This is a genomic window from Actinoplanes lobatus, assembly GCF_014205215.1.
Taxonomy (GTDB): Bacteria; Actinomycetota; Actinomycetes; order Mycobacteriales; family Micromonosporaceae; genus Actinoplanes; species Actinoplanes lobatus.
Map to the genome: position 1 here is coordinate 5,401,481 of NZ_JACHNC010000001.1, position 20,458 is coordinate 5,421,938.

Genomic DNA, 20,458 nt, shown 5'->3' on the forward strand with positions numbered 1-20,458 from the left:
ATGGAGCTACTCCGTCAGGAGTTCGCGGACTCGGGGGACGACCTCGGTGGCGTAGAGCTCGACGCAGGTCATCAGGTGCTCGTGGGGGAGCGGGCCGTGTGAGTACTTCAGGTCGAAGCGGTCGATGCCCAGGTCGCGGATCGTGGTGGCGATCTTCTGGGCGACCGTGTCCGGGGAACCGACGTGCCAGGCACCCTCGGTGATGTCGGCCTCGAAGCGGTCCCGGGTGATCGGGGGCCAGCCCCGTTCGCGGCCGATGCGGTCCAGGTTGCGGCGGGCGTGCGGCCACAGGATGTCGACGGCCTCGGCGTCGGTGGCGGCCACGAAACCGGGGCAGTGCACGGCGATCGGCTGCGGCTCCCGCTCCAGCTCCTTGAGCGCCCGGTGGTAGAGGTCGACGTACGGCGCGAAGCGGGCCGGGGCGCCGCCGATGATCGCCAGGACGAGCGGCATGCCGTACCGGGCGGCGCGGACCACCGACTCGGGGCTGCCGCCCACGCCGATCCAGGTGCGGATCCGGCCCGACTCGGTCTTCGGGTAGACCTGCTGGGCGCGCAGGGCCGGGCGGATCGAACCCGCCCAGGTGACCGGGCCCTCGGTGAGCAGCTCGGCCATCAGGTCCAGCTTCTCGGCGAACAACCGCTCGTAGTCGGCCAGGTCGTAGCCGAACAGCGGGAACGACTCGGTGAACGAGCCGCGGCCCAGGATGATCTCGGCACGCCCGTTCGCCACGGCGTCCAGCGTGGCGAAGCGCTCGAACACCCGTACCGGATCATCGGAGCTCAGAACGGTGACCGCCGTGCCCAGCCGGACCCGCTCGGTCCTCGCGGCGATCGCCGCGAGGACGATCTCCGGAGCCGAGATCGCGTAGTCGTCGCGGTGGTGCTCGCCCACCCCGAAGAAGTCCAGGCCGAGCCGGTCGGCGAGCACACCCTGCTCGACCACGTCCCGGATGACCTGCGCGTACGGCTGGTCGTTGACGTCGCCGAAGGTGTCCAGACCGAATTCCACCAGTCGACCCTACCGGCGGCCCTTCAACCGCCGGCCCATCTCCTTGGCGATCTCCTTCTTGGCGTCCCGCTCGGCCATGACCTGCCGTTTGTCGTAGCTCTTCAGGCCGCGGGCCAGGCCCAGCTCGATCTTCGCCCAGCCGTCCTTGAAGTAGAGCGACAGCGGCACCAGGGTCAGCCCGGAGCCGTCGCGCAGCTGGTTGAGGATCTTCACGATCTCGACCTTGTGCAGGAGCAGTTTCCGGGTCCGCCGTGGGGCGTGGTTGGTCCACGAGCCGAACCCGTACTCGGCGATGTGCAGGCCGTACAGCATGATCTCGCCCTCGTGCTCCTGGGCGAACGTGTCGACCAGCGACGCCCGGCCCAGCCGCAGCGACTTCACCTCGGTCCCGGCCAGGACCAGACCCGCCTCGTACGTCCTGAGGATCGCGTAGTCGTGCCGGGCCTTCTTGTTCGACGCGATCAGCTTGACGCCGGTCTCCCTAGGCACCTGGATCCACCAGGTTCGATGGGACCGGCCGGCGCATCGAGTAGGTGACGCTGTTGAGCCGGTGCGGCTCGCCCAGCACATGGATCGCCGCACGGTTGTACGCCTGCCACCCGGCCGCCCCCGCCCGGTTCAGGTGGCGCAGGTCGTCGAACCGCTCGTCGGTGCCCCAGCGCAGCACCCCGCCCGGGTGGTGGAAGGTGGCGGTCCAGTCCATGTACCGGTCCTCGCCGAGGGTGCCGGCCGCGCGGTACTCCAGGCGCGCGTATTCCCAGTTGTCCACCGGATGATTATGACGTCCGATTCGAGCGGAGGCCGCCCGGAGACGACCATCCGGCCGTCCAATGCCGGAAACCCCTCGACGACCAGGCCTTTCATCACAGCTCGGCCGACGTCGGCGCGTCGTTGGGGTTGGCGTACGCTCACCCGCCATGACCAGGGGTGACGGGGTGCTGCGGCACCAGTCTCAGCATGACGGCTTCGTGCCGTCGCAGGGCGCGCGGCAGGAGATCGCCGAGGCCATCGACCAGCACATCGCCGAGCACTTCGGGCCGGTCGAGTTCGTCTACCACGAGATGCTGTCGCACCTGGTGGCCGTGCACGTCCACCTGGTGGAGCCGACCGAGGACCGGCCGTACCGGACGCTGATCACCTCCGGCATGAGCGAGCTGCCGATGGCCGTTCCGGACGGCGTCAGCCCGTACGCCGAACTGATGCTCTGCCTGCCCGCCGACTGGCCGCTGGACCAGGAGGCGCTGTCGGATCCGGCGGTCCACTGGCCGATCCGGGTCCTCAAGGAGATCGCCCGGCTGCCGCACGAGTACGGCACCTGGATCGGTGAGTGGCACTCGGTCCCGAACGGCGACCCGGCCGAGCCGTACGCTCCTGGCGTGCCCTTCGCCGGTGTCGTCGTCACGCCGATGGTGCGGGCGCCGGAGGAGGCGGGCACGATCGTCGCGCCGGACGGCACCGAGATCAACGTGCTCGCGGTGATCCCGCTGCACCCGGCCGAGGTGGCGGTCAAGACCGGCCAGGGCACGCAGGCCCTCATCGAGATCCTCAACCGGGGTCACGTCTCCGAGCTCCTCGACCCGGCGCGCCCGTCCTTCGCCTGACCGCGCTGTCTCACGGGCCCTGAGCCAGCCCTGACAGCCAGCCGGGATCGGCCGATCTGTGCCAGATATCGGGTTGGCTCCATTTCGGTCGGGGATCCGATTGCCCGGTGTGTTCGGGATGGGTCACGGTGGAGTCCGCGAAGCATTTCGGCCGGGTGGGCGGAGGATGCCGTGGACAACGCGTTTTCGCTGAATCAGGGCCGGGCGGACGGTGGGCCGGTCAACCGCAAGGCATACACGAGCAGGTCACCCCGGGGTGACGCGCTGGCCCGCAAGCCACCGGGCCGCTGCTGGATCCACGACTACGAGGACGGTGCGGACGGGCCGCGGTTCGTCTGCCGGGATGCGGACGGGGAGACGGTCGTCGCGGTGCGGAACGTTCCGCACCATCGTTTTCGGTCAGCCGGGAATTCCGATCCCGACGTGCGGGACGAGCCCGGGGACATGCGGTAGTGCCGGTGGGCCCGGCGCCCTCTCCGTACCGCGAAGAGGGCGCCGGGCCTGGAGTTGCGCCGGGCCTGGAGAGGCGCCGGGCCGGCGCGATCGCCTGTCGCGAACGCGCCGGGCCGGCGGGACCGGGTCAGGCGATCGCGGCCTGGACCGCCGGGAGCCAGCGGGCGGCGATCTTGACGTTGCCGGCGTCGTTGGGGTGGACGCCGTCGTAGGTGTCGGTGGTGGTGTTGAAGCCGGTCCACTGGTCGACCACGGTGACCGGCGACGCGGCGGTGTTCAGTGAGGCCGCCCAGGCCGGGATGGCCGCGTTCAGGTTGACCACGCGCTGGCCGCAGTCGGTGCAGGTGGACGGGTTCAGCGGGATGATCTGCGCGACGATGATCTTCATGTTCGGCTTGTAGGCGCGCATCTGCCCGACCAGGGTGGTGTAGGCGTTCAGGATCGTGGTCGTGGAGAGGTTGCTCCAGGCGTCGTTCGTGCCGAAGTGCATGAGGACGACGTCCGGGCCGGAGGCGGAGAGCCAGGCCGGCAGCATGTTCTGGCTGGCGACGTTGGTGACCAGGTAACCGCCGTGGCCCTCGTGCTCGCCGTCGTAGGGGAAGCCGCATCCGTCGCCGGGCAGGGTGCCGACGAAGTCCACCTGGGCGGCCGGGAGTTGCTGCCAGAGCAGGGCACGCCAGCATCCGGGGGAGCCGGTGATCGAGTCGCCGAGCGCCATGATCTTCTTCTTGGTGGTGGCCGAACTGCTCGGCGAGGGAGGTCCCGAGACGTCGGTGGGTGTGGGCACGACGCCTCCGGTACAGGTCACGCCGTTGAGGGTGAACGACGCGGGGACCGGGTTGCTGCCGGTCCACGAGCCGTTGAAGCCGAACGACGCCTTGCCGTTCGTGGCGATGGCGCCGTTCCAGGCGGCGTTCTTGACGGTGACCGTGGATCCGGACTGGGTGACCGTGCCGTTCCACAGTTGGGTGATCGTCTGGCCGGCCGGGAACGTGAACACCAGCGACCAGGAGGAGACCGGGTCGCCGAGATTGGTGACGTCCACGGCCGCGCCGAATCCGCCGGGCCACTGGCTGCTGACGGTGTACTTGACGGCGCAGCCGGCGGCCGCGTTCGCGCTGGTGGCGGTGGCTACGGCGGTTGCTGAGAGCAGGGCGGTGACGAGGCCGAGGACGGCCGCCTTTCGTCGTTGCATCGGGATGCCTCCGGGGATGTGCTTGACGGGGGTCCGGGGACGGAGCACGCTGGGAGCGCTCCCAATTAACGCACATCAATGCGTGGTTGGAGAAGGGCGTGCGGCGCGATGGGATGGGCGCCGCGCGGGTGGGCGACTGCGGTGGGGGTGAGATCCGCGCGCGATTTCACCCGGCAGCCGTCCGGCCGGGAGAGCGGGGAGAGCGGGTGCTACGGGGCCCGCCTCCCCGCGTTACCCCACCAGGTGATCAATCACGGTCGAGGAGTGCCGCGGGGCCGAGATTGCGGATCGACGCGTCCAGGACGTGGACGGTGTGCGCCAGGGCGATCGACCCGCCCCGGCGGCGGACCGCGGCCGCCACCTGCATGAGACAACCCGGGTTGGCCGTCACCAGCAGGTCGGCGCCGGTCGCCAGGACCGCCTTCGCCTTGCGGTCGCCCAGTTCGGCGGCCGGGACCGGGTTCAGCACGTTCCACACGCCGGCCGAACCGCAGCAGATCTCCGGATCGGCGATCGCCCGCAGCTCCACCCCCGGGATGCCGCGCAGCAGGGCCCGCGGCTGCGCCCGGACGCCCTGGGCATGCGCCAGATGGCAGGCGTCGTGATAGGCCACGGTCAGCGGCAGCGGATGACGCGGCGCGACCGGGCCCAGCTCGGCCAGCAGCTCGGACAGGTCGCGGACCTTCGCGGTGAACGCGGCCGCCCGCTCGGCGTAGACCGGATCGTCGGCGAGCAGCTCGCCGTACTCCTTCAGCGACGAGCCGCAGCCCGCCGCGTTGACCACGAAGTAGTCCATGCCGCAGCGCTCGAACGTGTCGATCAGCTTCCGGGCGAACCGCTGCGCCTCGGCACGGCGCCCGTTGTGCACGCTCAGCGCCCCGCAACAGCCCTGGCCGGGCGGGATCAGCACCTCACAGCCCTCGGCGGCGAGGACCCGTACCGTCGCCGAATTGACGTCCGGGAAGAACGCGGACTGAACACAACCGGTCAGCATGCCCACCACCGCGCGCCGGGCGCCGCGTGCGCGCACGCGCGCCGGCGGACGCGGCACGCCGCGCAGCCGCGGCGCCAGCGAATCCAGTGTGGCGAGCGTCGGGGCCAGCCGCTGGAGCAGGCCACTGCGGGCCACCAGCCTTTGCAGACCCGACATCTGGTACGCGCGAAGCGGCCCCCGCAGCAGCCGGAGCCGTTTCGGGTACGGGAAGAGCGCGAAGATCGCCGTCCGCAGGGCCCGCTCCCGGGCCGTCCGTGGGTGCCGGCGCTCCACCTGGGCGCGGGTGTCCTCGATCAGCCGGTCGTAGCGCACCCCGGACGGGCACGCGGTCACACAGGCCATGCAGCCCAGACAACGGTCGAAGTGGGTGACCATCGAGTCGCTCAGCGGCTCCCCGGACAGACCCTGCCCGATCAGATGGATCCGTCCGCGAGGCGAGTCCATCTCCTCACCCCACAGCACGTAGGTGGGGCAGGTGGTCAGGCAGAACCCGCAGTGCACACAGTCCGACACCAGATCGGCGCGCGGCGGATGGTCGGAGTCGAACGCCGGCCCGCCCACCGGCGGACCGGGCGTCCCGGCCGCCCGCAGCGCGTCGACCGGCGGCGTCCCGATCCCGCGTGCCGCGTCCACCGGCGTGTGGAGTCCGTCGTCGATATCGGACATCAGATCCCTCCCACGAATCGGCCGGGCGCGAAGCGGTGGTCCGGATCGAACTGGTCCTTCACCCGGCGCATCAGCTCCAGCCCGGGCACCGGCCCCCACATGTCCAGGCCGTCGAGGGTCCCGTCGGGCGCGGTCAGCACGACGGCATGGCCCTCGGCCCGGGTGGCCGCCGCCCGCAAGGCGCCCACCACTCCCGGGATCCCGGCCGGCGCCCCGGACGGGAACCCCGCGTGGAGGACACCGGTGGCGGCCGAACCACGGATCGTGCCGCCGGCCGCGATCACGGCCTTCACCAGGGCGGGGACCGCGGAGAGGACGCCGGTCAACTTCACGCCGAGACCGCCCGGCGGCCACGGTGGGGTGTCCCACCAGGACGGCGGCAGGTCGGTGACCTCACCGTCGAGGAGCCGGGCCAGGGCGGCCGCGCGGTCGCGGACACCCTCCTCGGTGCCCTCCACCAGGACCGCGATCTCCGGGGGCGCGCCGGGCCCGGCGTCGATCTCCACGGCGCTCGGGGCCAGCTGGGCGGCCAGGATCCGCGCCACCGCGGTGGGCGGGGCGGTCGCCCGTACGAAAGCGGTGTCGAGAGGGACCGGATGCAGGCGGAAGACGCACTCGGTGATCAGCCCGAGCGTGCCCTGCGCGCCGGTGTAGAGCTTGCCCAGGTCGTACCCGGCGACGTTCTTCACCACCTTGCCGCCCGCCCGGGCGATCCGGCCGTCCGGCCGCACCACCGTGACGCCGATCAGCAGGTCGCGGGCCGTGCCGTAGCGCAGGCGCCGCGGCCCGGAGGCGTTCGCCGAGACGGCGCCGCCGGCCGTCGCGGTGGGCGGCGCGTCCAGCGCCAGCTGCTGGCCGGGCAGGGCGTGCAGCTCGGCCATCGGGGTGCCGGCCCGGACGACGGTGATCAGGTCCCCGGCGGCGTGCTCCACCACCCCGGCCAGCCGGCGGGTGTCGATGATCAGATCCAGGTCACGCGGTGGCGGTCCCTGCTGGATCTTCGTGCCGCCGCCGCGGATCACGACGGTGAGATCGCGGGCGGCCGCGATCAGCGCGGCGGCCTCCTCGGTGCTTGCCGGAGCGGCGACGAAGCGGGCCGGAACACCGCACACCACATCGTCGTCACCCGCCTTGACGGCGAGGTCGTCGAGAACGCTCATCAGAAGATCTCCGCCACGCCGGACTCCTGCAGGGGATGTGGGCCGGTGCGGCGGCCGGGGCGTTCGCCGCACAGGCGGGGAGTGGGGAAGATCTTGCCCGGATTGGCCAGGCCGCCGGGGTCGAAGGCGCAGCGGACCAGCTGCATGGTGTCCAGGTCGGTGTCGGTGAACATGCGCGGCATGTAGTGGGCCTTCTCGACGCCGACGCCGTGCTCGCCGGTGATGGAGCCGCCGTACTCGATGCAGAGGTCGATGATGGCGCCGGAGACGGTCTCGGCGCGGCCCTCCTCGCCGGGAACCCGGGCGTCGAACAGGACCAGCGGGTGCAGGTTGCCATCACCGGCGTGGAAGACGTTCGCCACCCGGACGCCGTGCGAGGAGGCCACCTCGTCGATGCGGCGCAGCACCTCCGGCAGCGCGGTCCGGGGGATCACCCCGTCCTGGACGATGTAGTCGGGGCTGATCCGGCCGACCGCCGCGAACGCCGACTTGCGGCCCCGCCAGATCAGCTGCCGCTCGTCGTCGTCGGCGGCCACCCGGGTCTCGAAGGCGCCGTTGGCGTCGCAGAGCCGGGTCACCTCGTCGAACTGGGCGGCGACCTCGGCCGACGGTCCGTCCAGCTCGACGATCAGGACGGCGCCCGCACCGGCCGGATAGCCGCAGTGGACGGCGGCCTCGGCGGCCTCGATGGACAGCGCGTCCATCATCTCGATGGCGGCCGGCACCACCCCGGCCGCGATGATCGCCGAGGTGGCGGCGCCCGCCTGGTCGGTGCCGTGGAAGGCGGCCAGCAGTGTGCGCACGGTCTCCGGCAGCCGGGTCAGACGTACCGTCACCTCGGTGGCGACCCCGAGCGTGCCCTCCGAGCCGACGAACGCGCCGAGCAGGTCGTAGCCGGGGGTGTCCGGGGCGGCGCCGCCGAGCCGGACCCGGTCGCCGTCCGGCGTGACCACCTCCAGCCCGGTCACGTGGTTGGTGGTGAAGCCGTACTTGAGGCAGTGTGCCCCGCCCGCGTTCTCCGCCACGTTGCCGCCGATGGAGCAGATCTGCTGGCTGGACGGGTCGGGGGCGTAGTAGTAGCCGTGCTCCTTCGACACCGTCGACACCTGGAGGTTGATGACGCCGGGCTGGACGACGGCCCGCTCGTCCTCCGGCCGCAGCGACAGGATCTCCCGCAGCTGCGAGGTCACGATGAGCACCCCCTCGGCGTGCGGGAGCGCCCCACCGGACAGGCCGGTGCCGGATCCGCGGGCCACGAACGGCACCCCCGCCCCGGCACAGGCGCGGACCACGGCGGCGACCTCGGCGGCGGTGTGCGGGAGGGCGACCAGCGCCGGGATCACGCGGTAGTGGGCGAGGCCGTCACACTCGTACGTCCGCAACTGCTGCCGGTCGGTGAGCACCTGGTTCGGGCCCATTTCGGCCCGCAACCGCACGGCCAAGGCGTCGATGCCCATCGCGAACCTCCTCGGCGTCACTGCCCTGGGCTCACGCTAACCGTGATCGTCCCGCCGCGCGATGGGAAGCCGGCCGGATCGACCGCCCGGCATCTTTCGGCCGGCGGTCTGGCACTATTGCCGGATGCTCCAGACCGCCAGACCCCTCCGTGCCGTCCTCGGCGCCGCCTGCGCCCTGGTCCTGGCGGCGGGGTGCACCTCCTCGGACGACCCCGACGAGAGCCTGATCACCACCACCACCATGCGCGGCGCGTTCCTGCAGCCCACCGAGATCGGCCCGGCCTGGGCGGCCCCGGAGGAGAGCGCGAGCCCGCAGCAGATGGTCAGCTTCTGCGGCGGCGCGAGCACGCCACCGCAGGCCCCGCCGGGCGCCGAGGTGGTGACGTCGTCGGCCGCCGACGAGGGGGAGAAGGGCGCGCAGACCCTGCACCAGACCGCTCTCGTCTTCGCCGACGAGGCGAGCGCCAAGGCCGGGCAGGAGCTGCTGCGGGTGGTCGCCGACCAGTGCCCGCCCTCGGCGAGTGTGGCGGCGGCCCAGACCGCCGACCGCAACGAGCCCGCCTACACCGAGACGGCCGAGGTGCGCGATCTCAGTGAGGGCGCCTGGTCCGGGTTCGTGATCGTCCGCCACAAGCTGTACGAGTCGGAGCACCCCGGCACCGCCGACACCGCCGTGTCCGTGCTGCGCACCCGCAATGTGGTGCTCGTCGGCACGTACGCCATCTACCGGCTGGAGAACAGCACCCCGTCGCCGGGCTTCGAGGCCGACTGGCAGCGGCTGGTCGGCTCGGTCGTGCAGCGGGTGGGATAGACACACGGACAAACGTCGTCTAATGTTCGCGGTGCGCCGTTGCGAGTTCTTCCCCCGTGGAATTCGCAGCGGCGCCCTTACTTCTGCCGGACTCTTCGCCCCCGTGCGCGTTGCTGCGCGGAGAGAGCGCGTACCGAGCAGACATCACCGAACCCCTGTGGAAAAGTCCACGAGACTGTTAACTATTCACTCCGGACGTGCTTAGCCTTACGAATCCCAGGGCAGGACTTAGTATCCGCCGCGGATTCTTCACCGGAGGTATGGGGCATGAAGTTCGTCTACGACTTCGCCGAGGGCAACAAGGACCTCAAGGATCTGCTGGGTGGCAAGGGCGCCAATCTCGCGGAGATGACGAACCTGGGCCTGCCCGTGCCGCCCGGCTTCACGATCACCACCGAAGCCTGTCAGCAGTACCTGCGCAACGGCACCCACGTCGACGGCCTCGCCGCCGAGATCGACGCGCACCTCGCCGCGCTCGAGGCCGGGATGGGCCGCCGCCTCGGCGACCCGGCCGACCCACTCCTCGTGTCGGTCCGCTCCGGCGCGAAGTTCTCCATGCCCGGCATGATGGAGACCGTCCTCAACGTGGGGCTCAACGACGAATCGGTGGCCGGGCTGTCCCGTCAGGCCGGAGGCAACGACCGGTTCGCGTGGGACTCGTACCGGCGTCTCATCCAGATGTTCGGCAAGACCGTGTGCGAGGTGCCCGGCCACGAGTTCGAGGACGCGCTGCACGAGGCCAAGGTCGCCAAGGGGGTGCGCGACGACGTCCAGCTCGGCGCCGACGACCTGCGGGAGCTGGTCACCGCGTACAAGAAGGTCTTCGCCAAGCACACCGGCCACGAGTTCCCGCAGGACCCGCGCGAGCAGCTCGACCTCGCCGTCGAGGCGGTCTTCCGGTCGTGGAACGCCGACCGCGCCGTCCTCTACCGCCGCCAGGAGCGCATCCCCGCCGACCTGGGCACCGCCGTCAACGTGGTCGCCATGGTCTTCGGCAACCTCGGCGCCGACTCCGGCACCGGCGTCGCCTTCACCCGCGACCCGGCCACCGGCGAGCCCGGCGTCTACGGCGACTACCTGGCCAACGCGCAGGGCGAGGACGTGGTCGCCGGCATCCGCAACACGCTCCCGCTGGCCGACCTGGAACGGCTCGACCCCGACTCGTACGCCGAGCTGATGCGGATCATGGCCACTCTCGAGGGCCACTACCGCGACCTGTGCGACATCGAGTTCACCATCGAGCGCGGCAAACTGTGGATGCTCCAGACCCGCGTCGGCAAGCGCACCGCGGCCGCCGCCTTCACCATCGCCGCCCAGCTCGTCGACGAGGGCGTCATCGACCTCGACGAGGCCCTCACCCGGGTCACCGGCGCGCAGCTCGGCCAGCTGATGTTCCCCCGATTCGACCTCACTTTCGAGCCTTCTTCGTTGACGCGCGGCATCGGAGCGTCACCGGGCGCGGCCTACGGACAGGTCGTCTTCACCTCGCAGCGGGCCGTCGAAGTGGCCGCCTCCGGCGCGCCCGTCATCCTGGTTCGGCGCGAGACCAACCCCGACGATCTGCCCGGCATGATCGCCGCCAACGGCATCCTCACCAGCCGCGGCGGCAAGACGTCGCACGCCGCCGTGGTCGCCCGCGGCATGGGCAAGACCTGCGTCTGTGGCGCCGACGAGATGGAAGTCTCCTCCGCCAGCTTCACCATCGGCTCACACACCGTCCGCGAGGGCGACACGATCTCCATCGACGGCACCACCGGCCGCGTCTACCTCGGCGAGGTCCCGGTCCGGCCCAGTGAGGTCGTGCAGTACTTCGAGGGCGACCTGGACCCGTTGAACGCCAACGATCCACTGGTCGCGGCCGTGCACCGGATCCTCACCCACGCCGACTCGGCGCGGCGGCTCAAGGTGCGCACCAACGCCGACACCGGCCTCGACGCCGCCCGCGCCCGGCGCTTCGGCGCCCAGGGCATCGGCCTGTGCCGCACCGAGCACATGTTCCTCGGCGACCGGCGGGAACTCGTCGAACGCCTGATCCTGGCCCGCAACGAGGCCGAGCGCAACGACGCCCTCGCCGCCCTCCAGCCACTCCAGCGCGCCGACTTCCTGGAGATCTTCCGGGAGATGAACGGGCTGCCCGTCACCATCCGGCTCATCGACCCGCCGCTGCACGAGTTCCTGCCCTCACTGGAAGAACTCGCCGTCAAGGTCGCCGTCGCGCACGAACACGGCCGGCACGTCGAACACGACGAACAACTGCTCGCCGCGGTCCGCCGGATGCACGAGCAGAACCCGATGCTGGGGCTGCGCGGCGTACGCCTCGGCCTGGTCATCCCCGGCCTGTTCGCCATGCAGGTCCGCGCCATCGCCGAGGCCGCCGTCGCACTCGCCGCCGAAGGCGGCCGACCCCGACCCGAGATCATGGTCCCGCTGGTCGGCGCCGTCCAGGAACTGGAGACGGTCCGCGCCGAAGCCGAGAAGATCATCGCCGCGACCGTCGGCGACTCCGGCGTCGACATCCTGATCGGCACCATGATCGAGGTCCCGCGCGCGGCCCTCACCGCCGGCCAGATCGCCGAGGCCGCCGAGTTCTTCTCCTTCGGCACCAACGACCTCACCCAGATGGGCTGGGGCTTCTCCCGCGACGACGTCGAAGGCGCCTTCTTCTGGCGCTACCTCGAACTCGGCATCTTCGGCATCAGCCCCTTCGAATCCATCGACACCGACGGCGTCGGCCGCCTCGTGAAGATCGCCGCCGACGAGGGCCGCGCCGCCCGCCCCGGCCTCAAACTGGGCGTCTGCGGCGAACACGGTGGCGACCCCGACTCCGTCCACTTCTTCCACGAGGTCGGCCTCGACTACGTGTCCTGCTCGCCCTTCCGGGTGCCGATCGCCCGCCTGGAAGCCGGCCGGGCGGCCATCGAATCCGAGGGCTCCGACCACCGCTGATCTCTACCCACTCAGCCGGGCGGTGGGTGCGGCTCCGTTCGCACCCACCGCCCAACCCCATTTCCGGTACGCACGTCGCCGCCCCCAAACGCACCTTCCCCGTCCCGCCGGCTCCCGAGATCTTGGACGTCTATCCACCGCGTCCGGTGATGATTCGTCCAAGGTCCGGCAGGGCTGGTGTGTCCTGTTTGCGTCGTGCCCTGCCGTCCGAGATCTTGGACGTCTGCCCACCGCGTCCGGTGATGATTCGTCCAAGGTCCGGCAGGGCTGGTGCGTCCTGTTTGCGTCGTGCCCTGCCGTCCGAGATCTTGGACGTCTGCCCACCGCGTCCGGTGATGATTCGTCCAAGGTCCGGCAGGGCTGATGCGTCCTGTTTGCGCCGTGCCCTGCAGTCCGAGATCTTGGGCGATCAGCCACCAGCGCGGGTGGGAAATCGTCCAAGATCGCGACGGGTGGTGGGTGGCGGTGGGCGGTGGGTTGGGGCCGTGAGGCCTGGAGTGAGGGGCGTCGGTGGTGATGATCTTGGGTGATCGGATACGCCCCGCCCGGACAGCCGCAATGGTGCAAATCGCGCCATTCAGCGACGATCGCTCAAGGTCTACATCGGTACTTGCGGATGGCTCGAGCGGTCGGCGGTGACCGGTCGAATGTCGCGGCGAAGGCGGGAAAGCACGCGAGCAGGCGACTTTGCATCGACGCCAGGCAACAACCGAAGAAGAGACTCCCAGGGCTGTCTCAACTGCCTCGAATCGATCCGCGCCTGGCCGGACCAGCAGCGCCTGGCCGGACCAGCAGCGTCTGGCCAGGCGCGGATCGCCGCGGCCGGACCGGGTCGGCCGGCGCAACCGCCCTGAAACCAGCCGCTGAGATCCACAAGCTCGTCGCTTCCCGACCCGCAGCCTGACCGCCGGCTCCTTGCCCGGCGAGCCGGAGTGCGGCCCGCCCTTGTCCGGTCAGAGCCGGGTGGCGGTGGTCTCCACCTACCCATCCGTACTCGCGCGTTGCGTGTTCGCCGAAGCAAGCGCTGTCAGCGAGCGGAAGTCCCGGCCGGGGCCTGGGGGTCAACTGGTTGCCGAGAGGGCGTAGAAGAGGGGGATACGTGGGGCGTCGTCGGGAAGGCGCCAGAAGCCGGTGCCGATGGGGCGCATGTGGGGCCAGCGTGGCCAGGGGATCTCGTCGCTCTCGTGCAGGGAGCGGATGGTCAGACCAGCCTGGACCAGGGATGTCACCACCTCGCCGAGACCGTGGGACCACTCGTAGCTGACGGTGGCCCCGGTCAGGGCCGGGCCGTCGGTGTAGGTGCGGGTGGCGTCGAGTTCAGCGGCACCGCGGCCGGCGAGGTAGTCCTTGCGGAGCAGCAGGGACTGATCGCCGGGGTCGCGCTGAACCATGCCGATCGACTGGAGCACCGGGTGAAACTCGACCACGTAAAGTGAGCCACCGGGCTTCAGGAGTTGCTTGATCACGCCGGCCCAGCGATCCAGGTCCGGTAGGTAGCAGAGGGCGCCCTTCCCGGTGTAGACCAGGTCGAAACTGCGGCCCGGCAGGGCCTCTGCGGCGTCGTAGACGTTGGCGTGGACGTATTCGATCGGGAGGCCGGCGTCGGCGGCCAGCTTGCGCGCTGTCCGGACGGAGGCGCTGGACACGTCGAGGCCGGTCACGGAGTGTGCGCCCCGGCGGGCGAATGCGGCTGTCTCGGTGCCGAGGTGGCACTGGAGATGCAGGACGTCGCGGCCGGTCAGGTCACCCATGTCGGACCACTCGTAGTCGGCGAACCAGCTCTCCGGGTCGCGACCGGCCACATCGTAGAACCGGCTCGCGGCGTGGATGGGGGTGCGCTCGTCCCAATTCGCCTCGATGGCGGCCATGCGATCGCGGGTCGCGTCGTCGAAGGTCATCGGATTCCTTTCAGGACCGTGATTCCGCCGGGTGGGACCCCGCGGGTCTCGCTTCGGTTCGGCCGGTGCTGAGCCGGCCGCTCCGTGGGTTCGGATGGGCGGGGTTGGTTCGGGTTCGCCGGTTGGGGCTGGCGTTTTTGTGGGCTCGGGCGGCCGGGGTTGGTTCGGGTTCGCCGGTTGGGGCCGGCGTTTTGTGAGTTCGGGCGGCCGGGGCTGGTTCGGGCTCGCCGGGCTGGGGGGCGTTCTGTGGGCGCTGTGGGACGGGATCAGCCGCTGGCGTCGGGGTAGGTGCCGTCGATCACCGAGGGTGGGCTTGCGCCGGGTGGGGTGGCGCAGGTGAACGCGCTGGTCACGGCTCGGTGCAGGTCGTGGGCTATGCGTGGGCCGGCCGACGCGAGCAACTCGGTGACGGCGTGCTCCAAGACGGCCGCGGCGGTCGGCCAGTCGGCGACGGCGGCGGCGCTCAGGTGGCGGGCGGCCTCGGCCGGGCGATGCCGGAAGAGCAGCGTCGACAGCTCGGGAACCGGTGGGCCGGCGGCGGCCAGGACCGCCTGCGGGGTGGCGTAGGCGGCGCCGGCCAGGACCGCGAGCGGATCGGTGTAACCGGCGTCGGCCAGGATGAACAGGGCCTCTCGGTCGTCGCGGGCGGTGGCCTCGGCGCGGACCCGGCCGGCCAGGGCCGCGACGATCGGGGTGTCGGCGTTGTGGCGGACTATTCCCGCATACGCCGGCAGGCGAGCCGGATCGAGCGGGGCGGGCACCGGCTCCGGGGTCAGGTCGTCGGCCCCCAATTGGTGGGCGCGGACGGTGCGCGCGGTGATCCGGGCGTGCAGGCGGTAGACCGGGTCGGCGACCGGCAGCTCCGGACCGCCGAGGATCTGCTCGTTCGCGGAGACGACCGCCGCCGCCACGGCGCTGCTGCTCGACGGGGTCTGCCGGATGGTGTTGTGCGCGTGGGCGAGAGCGGGGTCGGGCCGGCGGCCGGCCAGGCGCTGGGCGGTGTAGCGGTCGGAGGCGTCGCACGCGTAGGCCTCCCGGTAGACGGCGCTCAGCCCCGGCAGCTCGGCGAGCAGGGCACGGCCCAGGTCGGGGGCCAGCTCGAGGATGCCGATCGCGGTGTCGAACCGGGCCCGGTGATCGGGCCGCAGATAGGCCAGGACGTCACGGTCGTGGGCGGTCGCGCCGCCGGGCCAGGACAGTGACGGCATCCGGGTGATCAGGTGCCGCAGCCGGGACCAGGCGTGTGCCTCACCCTCCAGGTCGTGGACCCGGACGGCGGCGCGGACCAGGGCGCAGTGGGCGACGGCGGCCTCGCCGGGATCCTCGATCAGGTTGGCCAGGGCGGTCGCGGTGTGGCGGTCGGTGGGCGCCAGGTGGGTGACGAAGACGCGCAGGAGGCGGGCCAGCGAATACGGGTTGCCCGGATGGGGTGGCGCCGGGAGCAGGGCACGGGGCAGGTCGGCGGGCGCGGTGAACAGGTGCCGGCGGGGGTCGGCGGGCTGCTCGCTCCGGCGCGGGCCCGGGGCGGCCGGGGTGGAGAGCAGGCCCCGGAGCACGCTCAGATGGAGGATCCGCGGCAGGTCGGCCCCGGTGCCGAGGACGGTTGCCAGGGCGTCGTCGAGCAGGCATCGGAAGTGGTCGTCGGAGCCGTTGCGGGTGTGCAGGGACAGCCGCAGCGTGCGGTCGAGGATGGTCACGCCGTGATCTTCGGTCGCGGTCACGTGTCCTCCGATCGATGGTGGTGCCTGCCGGTCTGCTGCGGGAATGCTACCGGCCGGGTACGACAAGTCACGTTCCGTCGCCGACCCGGCCGGGTGGAGCGGAGCCGATCGGGCCGAAAACGTCAGGGGGCGGGTCTAGCGTTCGAGGGGATCGCGAATTCGACGATGATGGAGTGCTAGATGACGTCCCGGCTCAACCCGTACATCGCGTTCAGCGGAAACGCGCGTGAGGCCATCGAGTTCTATCAGTCGATCTTCGGTGGTGACCTGACATTGCACACGTTCGGCCAGTTCGGCGCGCCCGATCCGGCCATCGCCGACCAGGTGATGCACGCCCAGCTCGAGACGCCGCAGGGCTACACCCTGATGGTGTCCGACACCCCGCCGGGCATGAGCCACACGCCGGGCGACAACATCACCGTCAGCCTCAGCGGCGGGGACGGTGACGAGCTGCGCAAGGCCTGGGCGGGGCTCTCGGCGGGCGGCACGATCAACGTGCCGCTGGAGAAGCAGATGTGGGGCGACGAGTTCGGCCAGCTGGTCGACCGGTTCGGCATCCCATGGATGGTCAACATCGTCGGGGCCAACTGACGGCGGCCCGTGGGTGGCCCCGATGACGCCGGGGCCGCCCATGGGCCGGAGGCCGGGTGGCCACGGCTTTCCAGGATCTCGCGGATGGGGGTCGGAGGTCAGGTGGCCGCGGCTTCCAGGATCTCGCGGATGGGGGTCGGAGGTCAGGCGGCCGCGGCTTCCAGGATCTCGCGGATGGGCCGGAGCGCGGCGAGCGCCTTCGGCAGCCCGTCCTCCCACAGCTCGGCCCACTCGGAGTCGTCGCCGGCCACCCGGTCCAGGGCGCGCAGGGCCAGGGCGGGCAGGTCGCCCGGCAGGTCGAGGACGCCGCCCTCGGTGCGGAAATCCGGGGCGTAGGGGGTGGTCAGCGCCGTGCCGCCGGGTAGCAGCGAGGCGATCACGGCCGCCGCGGCGACGGCATGGTTGCCGGAGTCCACTTGGAGGTATTCGCCCTCGTGCAGGACTTCCTCGAGGGTTTCGCGGATCAGGACGGCGCGCTCGCCGGGGGCGGCCTCACGCAGGTCGCCGCTCCAATCTGCGGCGTCGTCGTTGTCGAACGGCCCGAAGTCCCAGGCGCCCATCCATTTCCTCCTATGTGTTTCGTGGCGTCGTGTCCTGGAGATGATCACACGTTCCCCGGTGACTCCAATGGTGAAGGTGTTGCGTCACGCTGAGTGACAGTCAAGCGCTACGCGCACTCCGTGTCACTCTTCCGACAGGGGTCTTGGAGGGGTGTCCCGGATAGTGCGACGGAATGGCGTTCCCGCTGCTCAGGAAGAGTGAGAAGGGGCACGCGCGGCCGATGATTTTGGGGGCTAATGACCAATCTTCGGGTGGCTGGTCCACTGTGGTGGCCGACACGAAACGCATTCCTCGGGGTGACTGTGTGATCACAGTCGTGCTTAGACTCCCGGAGAAATCGACATCAGGCGAGCCGGGGGGCTCGTGCGCCGCCGTGCGGCCATGATGTTGCTTGAGGGGGAGAGCGACGTGACGGTCGACCGGCCGATCCGTGAGTGGAACGGCCTGATCATTCCGGACCCAGGGGTTTACACACTGGACGAGGCACACAAGAGGATCGGCTTCGAGGCACAGCACATGATGGTCAGCCCGATCCGGGGTGAATTCGCGAAAGGCGGCGCGACGATCGTGGTGGCGGGGGATCCGCTGCGGTCGTCGATCACCGCGACCATTCGGGCGGACTCCATCAACACCCACAATCCGGAGCGGGACGCGCACCTGTCCAGCCCGGATTTCCTGGACGTGCAGCGTTATCCGACGCTGACGTACCGCAGCACCGGCATCGTCTGGGAGTCGGACAGTGATCCGATCTTCCACTGGGCCCGGCTGCGCAACAATCCGCTCGGCCGCCGGGGGACCACCGCCGATCTGCCGCCCGCGGCGACCCGGGACTCCGGCCGTTTCGTGATCAAGGGCTATCTGACGGTCAAGAACGTGAGCCGGCAGATCGACATGCACATGGAGTTCGGTGGGGCCCGCCGCGATCCGTACGGCCGGGAGATCTTCGGGTTCAGCGCCACCGCCGAGATCGACCGCGAGGACTACGGCCTCATCTGGAACGTGATGCTGGAGGCGGGCGGCGTCCTGGTCGGCAAGAAGATCCGCATCGAGATCGCCGGCGAGGCCGTTCGCGACTCCTGACCCGGCCTGTGAGCCCGGATCCGTCCGGGCTCACAGGGGGTGCCGCGCGAGACCGTCGGCCTCAGTCGTCGAACGGGTTGGGCTCCTCGTCGAAGAGGTCGTACTCGGCGTATCCGGGGTCGGCCTCGGGCTCCGGCCCGTTGTAGAGGCCGGCGGGCCCGGTGGACTGCCGCGGAGGCCGGGCGCCCGACGATCCGCCGGAACCCGGGCGGGCGGCACGACCCGAATCCCGGGCGGTGGAAACAGGCGCCGAGCCCGGCCCGGAAGCGGGAGCCGATGCCGTCCCGGAGGTGGAGGCCAGGGCGGAGGCAGAGGCAGAGGCAGGGGCGGAGGCGGAGGCGGAGGCAGGGGCAGGGGCAGGGGCAGGGGCGGAGGCGGAGGCAGAGGCCGGGGCGGAGGCAGGGGCAGGGGCAGGGGCGGAGCCGGAAAGGTCGGCCGCGGCGGCATCGGGCAAGGGCTCGCCGAGGACCACGGCCAGGACCTGGTCACCGAACTTGGTGAGCTTGCTCTGGCCGACCCCGCTCACCGTCCCGAGCTGGTCCAGCGAGGTGGGCGCCAGAGCCGCGACGGCCCGCAGCGTGGCGTCGTGGAAGATGACGTACGCCGGGACGCCCTGCTCCTTGGCGGTGGCGCCGCGCCAGGTCCGCAGCCGTTCGAAGAGACCCACCGCCTCCCCGGTGAGGTCGGCCGGCGCGGCGGCCGCCTTGGTCGCGGACCGGGAGGAGGACCGGGACGCTCGCGGGGCCGCCACCTCACGGCGCATCAGCAGTTTCCGTTCCCCGCGCAGCACCTCACCGCTGCGCGCGGTCAGCGTGATCGTCTGATGGGCGGGTTCGACGGCCAGGAAGTCGCCGGCGAGCAGTTGCCGCACCACGTTGCGCCACTCGACCTCGGTCAGGTCGGCGCCGATCCCGAAGACGGTCAGCTGGTCGTGGCGGAACCGGCTCACCTTGTCGGTGCGCTTGCCGAGCAGGATGTCGATGGTCTGCTGGGCGCCGAACCGCTGCCCCCGCTCCTTGTGCAGCCGGTACACCGTGGACAGCAGTTTCTGCGCGGGCACCGTGCCGTCCCACGACTCCGGCGGGTTGAGGCAGCTGTCGCAGTTCCCGCACGCCTTCTCGAAGGTCTCGCCGAAGTACTGGAGGATCTGCGCCCGCCGGCAGGTGACGCTCTCGCACAGGGCCAGCATGGCCTCCAGGTGGCGGGCCGCGTTGCGCCGGAACGCCAGGTCGCCCTCGGAGCCCTCGATCATGCGGCGCTGCTGCATCACGTCCTGCAGCCCGTACGCCAGCCAGGCCGTGGACGGCGACCCGTCCCGTCCGGCGCGCCCGGTCTCCTGGTAGTACCCCTCCAGTGACTTCGGCAGGTCGAGGTGTGCGACGAAGCGTACGTCCGGCTTGTCGATGCCCATGCCGAAGGCGATGGTGGCGACCATGACGAGACCGTCTTCACGCAGGAAGCGCGACTGGTTCTGGAAGCGGGTCCGCGCGTCGAGGCCGGCGTGGTAGGGCAGCGCCGGGATCCCGTTCTGGGAGAGGAACTCGGCGTGCTTCTCCACCGACGCGCGGGACAGGCAGTAGACGATCCCGGAGTCGCCGGCGTGCTCGGTGCGCAGCAGGTCGAGCAGCTGACGGGACGGGTTGTTCTTGGGCACGATCCGGTACTGGATGTTGGGCCGGTCGAAACTGGCGGTGAAGTGCCGCGCGTCGGTGAGCTGGAGCCGGGTGGCGATCTCGTCGCGGGTGGCCGGGGTGGCGGTGGCGGTCAGGGCGATCCGCGGCACGTCCGGCCAGCGCTCGTGCAGCATCGACAGGGCCAGGTAGTCGGGCCGGAAGTCGTGGCCCCACTGCGACACGCAGTGCGCCTCGTCGATGGCGAACAGCGAGATCTTCCCCCGGTCGAGGAGCCGCTGCACCCCGGCCGTGCCGAGGCCCTCGGGCGCCACGTAGAGCAGGTCGAGCTCGCCGGCCACGAACTCGGCCTCGACGACGCGCCGTTCCTCCAGGTCCTGCGACGAGTTCAGGAAGTTCGCCCGGACGCCCAGGGTGCGCAGCGCGTCGACCTGGTCCTGCATGAGCGCGATCAATGGGGAGACCACCACGCCGGTGCCGGGCCGGACCAGCGCCGGGATCTGGTAGCACAGCGACTTGCCGCCGCCGGTGGGCATCAGCACCAGGGCGTCGCCGCCGCCGATGACGTGTTCGACGATGTCGCCCTGCTGCCCGCGGAACGACGGGTAGCCGAAGACCCGGTTGAGGGCGTCGGTGGCGCTGGACACGGAAAGCGAGGGGGCCGAAGTCACCCCGCGAAGTC

Annotated in this window: 16 protein-coding genes and 1 pseudogene; 6 read left to right on the forward strand and 11 right to left on the reverse strand. The window is 71.0% G+C overall.

Features of this window, described 5'->3' with window-relative positions:
* Nucleotides 1-6: 6 nt before the first annotated feature.
* Genes BJ964_RS24790 through BJ964_RS24800 form a run of 3 tightly spaced genes read right to left on the reverse strand, consistent with a single transcriptional unit; the run spans nucleotide 7 to nucleotide 1,780 of the window.
* Nucleotides 7-1,014: an LLM class flavin-dependent oxidoreductase gene (locus tag BJ964_RS24790; RefSeq protein WP_188127135.1), complete on the reverse strand. Its 1,008-nt coding sequence runs from the start codon at nucleotides 1,012-1,014 to the stop codon at nucleotides 7-9.
* Nucleotides 1,015-1,020: 6 nt separating this feature from the next.
* Complete coding sequence (smpB, locus tag BJ964_RS24795) at nucleotides 1,021-1,500, reverse strand: SsrA-binding protein SmpB (RefSeq protein WP_188122919.1); 480 nt, start codon at nucleotides 1,498-1,500, stop codon at nucleotides 1,021-1,023.
* Nucleotides 1,493-1,780 carry a hypothetical protein gene (locus BJ964_RS24800; RefSeq protein WP_188122920.1) on the reverse strand — a complete coding sequence of 96 codons (288 nt, stop codon included), beginning with the start codon at nucleotides 1,778-1,780 and terminating at the stop codon, nucleotides 1,493-1,495. The genes smpB and BJ964_RS24800 overlap by 8 nt, the downstream gene beginning before the upstream one ends.
* 148 nt (nucleotides 1,781-1,928) lie before the next feature.
* On the opposite strand from BJ964_RS24800, the gene BJ964_RS24805 reads away from it, so the two are divergent.
* Both BJ964_RS24805 and BJ964_RS24810 read left to right on the forward strand, forming a co-directional pair.
* Nucleotides 1,929-2,612, forward strand: a complete 684-nt coding sequence (locus BJ964_RS24805) for a suppressor of fused domain protein (RefSeq protein ID WP_188122921.1) — start codon at nucleotides 1,929-1,931, stop codon at nucleotides 2,610-2,612.
* Between the two features lie 171 nt (nucleotides 2,613-2,783).
* On the forward strand, nucleotides 2,784-3,065 hold the full coding sequence (locus BJ964_RS24810; RefSeq protein WP_188122922.1) for a hypothetical protein: 282 nt from the start codon (nucleotides 2,784-2,786) through the stop codon (nucleotides 3,063-3,065).
* Nucleotides 3,066-3,192: 127 nt separating this feature from the next.
* Here the strand turns inward: BJ964_RS24810 and BJ964_RS24815 are convergent, their stop codons facing one another.
* The 4 genes from BJ964_RS24815 to BJ964_RS24830 all read right to left on the reverse strand — a co-directional run bounded on the left by BJ964_RS24815 (nucleotide 3,193) and on the right by BJ964_RS24830 (nucleotide 8,537).
* The gene (locus tag BJ964_RS24815) at nucleotides 3,193-4,260 is read right to left on the reverse strand and encodes a cellulose binding domain-containing protein (RefSeq protein ID WP_188122923.1); all 1,068 of its coding nucleotides are present in this window, start codon (nucleotides 4,258-4,260) and stop codon (nucleotides 3,193-3,195) included.
* Between the two features lie 247 nt (nucleotides 4,261-4,507).
* A complete protein-coding gene (locus tag BJ964_RS24820; RefSeq protein ID WP_188122924.1) occupies nucleotides 4,508-5,920 on the reverse strand; it encodes a heterodisulfide reductase-related iron-sulfur binding cluster in 1,413 nt (470 codons plus the stop codon).
* Nucleotides 5,920-7,080, reverse strand: a complete 1,161-nt coding sequence (locus BJ964_RS24825; protein WP_188122925.1) for an FAD-binding oxidoreductase — start codon at nucleotides 7,078-7,080, stop codon at nucleotides 5,920-5,922. Before BJ964_RS24825 ends, BJ964_RS24820 begins: the two co-directional genes overlap by 1 nt.
* Nucleotides 7,080-8,537 carry an FAD-linked oxidase C-terminal domain-containing protein gene (locus tag BJ964_RS24830; protein WP_188122926.1) on the reverse strand — a complete coding sequence of 486 codons (1,458 nt, stop codon included), beginning with the start codon at nucleotides 8,535-8,537 and terminating at the stop codon, nucleotides 7,080-7,082. The genes BJ964_RS24825 and BJ964_RS24830 overlap by 1 nt, the downstream gene beginning before the upstream one ends.
* A gap of 124 nt (nucleotides 8,538-8,661) precedes the next feature.
* Here BJ964_RS24830 and BJ964_RS24835 point away from each other — a divergent pair, with 124 nt between their 5' ends.
* Both BJ964_RS24835 and ppdK read left to right on the forward strand, forming a co-directional pair.
* Complete coding sequence (locus BJ964_RS24835; protein ID WP_188122927.1) at nucleotides 8,662-9,348, forward strand: hypothetical protein; 687 nt, start codon at nucleotides 8,662-8,664, stop codon at nucleotides 9,346-9,348.
* A 267-nt stretch (nucleotides 9,349-9,615) separates the two neighbouring features.
* Complete coding sequence (gene ppdK, locus BJ964_RS24840; RefSeq protein ID WP_188122928.1) at nucleotides 9,616-12,294, forward strand: pyruvate, phosphate dikinase; 2,679 nt, start codon at nucleotides 9,616-9,618, stop codon at nucleotides 12,292-12,294.
* A gap of 1,061 nt (nucleotides 12,295-13,355) precedes the next feature.
* Here the strand turns inward: ppdK and BJ964_RS24845 are convergent.
* Together BJ964_RS24845 and BJ964_RS24850 are read right to left on the reverse strand one after the other, a co-directional pair.
* Nucleotides 13,356-14,192, reverse strand: a complete 837-nt coding sequence (locus BJ964_RS24845) for a class I SAM-dependent methyltransferase (protein WP_188122929.1) — start codon at nucleotides 14,190-14,192, stop codon at nucleotides 13,356-13,358.
* Nucleotides 14,193-14,458: 266 nt separating this feature from the next.
* The gene (locus BJ964_RS24850; protein ID WP_188122930.1) at nucleotides 14,459-15,913 is read right to left on the reverse strand and encodes a hypothetical protein; all 1,455 of its coding nucleotides are present in this window, start codon (nucleotides 15,911-15,913) and stop codon (nucleotides 14,459-14,461) included.
* A gap of 180 nt (nucleotides 15,914-16,093) precedes the next feature.
* Here BJ964_RS24850 and BJ964_RS24855 point away from each other — a divergent pair, with 180 nt between their 5' ends.
* On the forward strand, nucleotides 16,094-16,504 hold the full coding sequence (locus tag BJ964_RS24855; protein WP_188122931.1) for a VOC family protein: 411 nt from the start codon (nucleotides 16,094-16,096) through the stop codon (nucleotides 16,502-16,504).
* A 143-nt stretch (nucleotides 16,505-16,647) separates the two neighbouring features.
* On the opposite strand, the gene BJ964_RS24860 is transcribed toward BJ964_RS24855, so the two are convergent.
* Nucleotides 16,648-17,064, reverse strand: a complete 417-nt coding sequence (locus tag BJ964_RS24860; protein WP_188122932.1) for a DUF4259 domain-containing protein — start codon at nucleotides 17,062-17,064, stop codon at nucleotides 16,648-16,650.
* Nucleotides 17,065-17,446: 382 nt separating this feature from the next.
* Here BJ964_RS24860 and BJ964_RS24865 point away from each other — a divergent pair, with 382 nt between their 5' ends.
* Nucleotides 17,447-18,145, forward strand: a complete 699-nt coding sequence (locus BJ964_RS24865) for a YceI family protein (protein ID WP_229806868.1) — start codon at nucleotides 17,447-17,449, stop codon at nucleotides 18,143-18,145.
* Nucleotides 18,146-18,605: 460 nt separating this feature from the next.
* On the opposite strand, the pseudogene recQ reads toward BJ964_RS24865, so the two are convergent.
* Nucleotides 18,606-20,447, reverse strand: a pseudogene (gene recQ, locus BJ964_RS24870) (DNA helicase RecQ); the annotation flags it as partial.
* Nucleotides 20,448-20,458: the final 11 nt, after the last annotated feature.

What these genes read in the sequence shown, in the direction of transcription:
- BJ964_RS24805 (WP_188122921.1), top strand. Translation starts at nt 1,929, where the DNA reads ATGACCAGGGGTGACGGGGTGCTGCGGCACCAGTCTCAGCATGACGGC.
- BJ964_RS24815 (WP_188122923.1), bottom strand. Translation starts at nt 4,260, where the DNA reads ATGCAACGACGAAAGGCGGCCGTCCTCGGCCTCGTCACCGCCCTGCTC.
- BJ964_RS24820 (WP_188122924.1), bottom strand. Translation starts at nt 5,920, where the DNA reads ATGTCCGATATCGACGACGGACTCCACACGCCGGTGGACGCGGCACGC.
- BJ964_RS24825 (WP_188122925.1), bottom strand. Translation starts at nt 7,080, where the DNA reads ATGAGCGTTCTCGACGACCTCGCCGTCAAGGCGGGTGACGACGATGTG.
- BJ964_RS24830 (WP_188122926.1), bottom strand. Translation starts at nt 8,537, where the DNA reads ATGGGCATCGACGCCTTGGCCGTGCGGTTGCGGGCCGAAATGGGCCCG.
- BJ964_RS24835 (WP_188122927.1), top strand. Translation starts at nt 8,662, where the DNA reads ATGCTCCAGACCGCCAGACCCCTCCGTGCCGTCCTCGGCGCCGCCTGC.
- ppdK (WP_188122928.1), top strand. Translation starts at nt 9,616, where the DNA reads ATGAAGTTCGTCTACGACTTCGCCGAGGGCAACAAGGACCTCAAGGAT.
- BJ964_RS24845 (WP_188122929.1), bottom strand. Translation starts at nt 14,192, where the DNA reads ATGACCTTCGACGACGCGACCCGCGATCGCATGGCCGCCATCGAGGCG.
- BJ964_RS24855 (WP_188122931.1), top strand. Translation starts at nt 16,094, where the DNA reads ATGACGTCCCGGCTCAACCCGTACATCGCGTTCAGCGGAAACGCGCGT.
- BJ964_RS24860 (WP_188122932.1), bottom strand. Translation starts at nt 17,064, where the DNA reads ATGGGCGCCTGGGACTTCGGGCCGTTCGACAACGACGACGCCGCAGAT.
- BJ964_RS24865 (WP_229806868.1), top strand. Translation starts at nt 17,447, where the DNA reads ATGATGTTGCTTGAGGGGGAGAGCGACGTGACGGTCGACCGGCCGATC.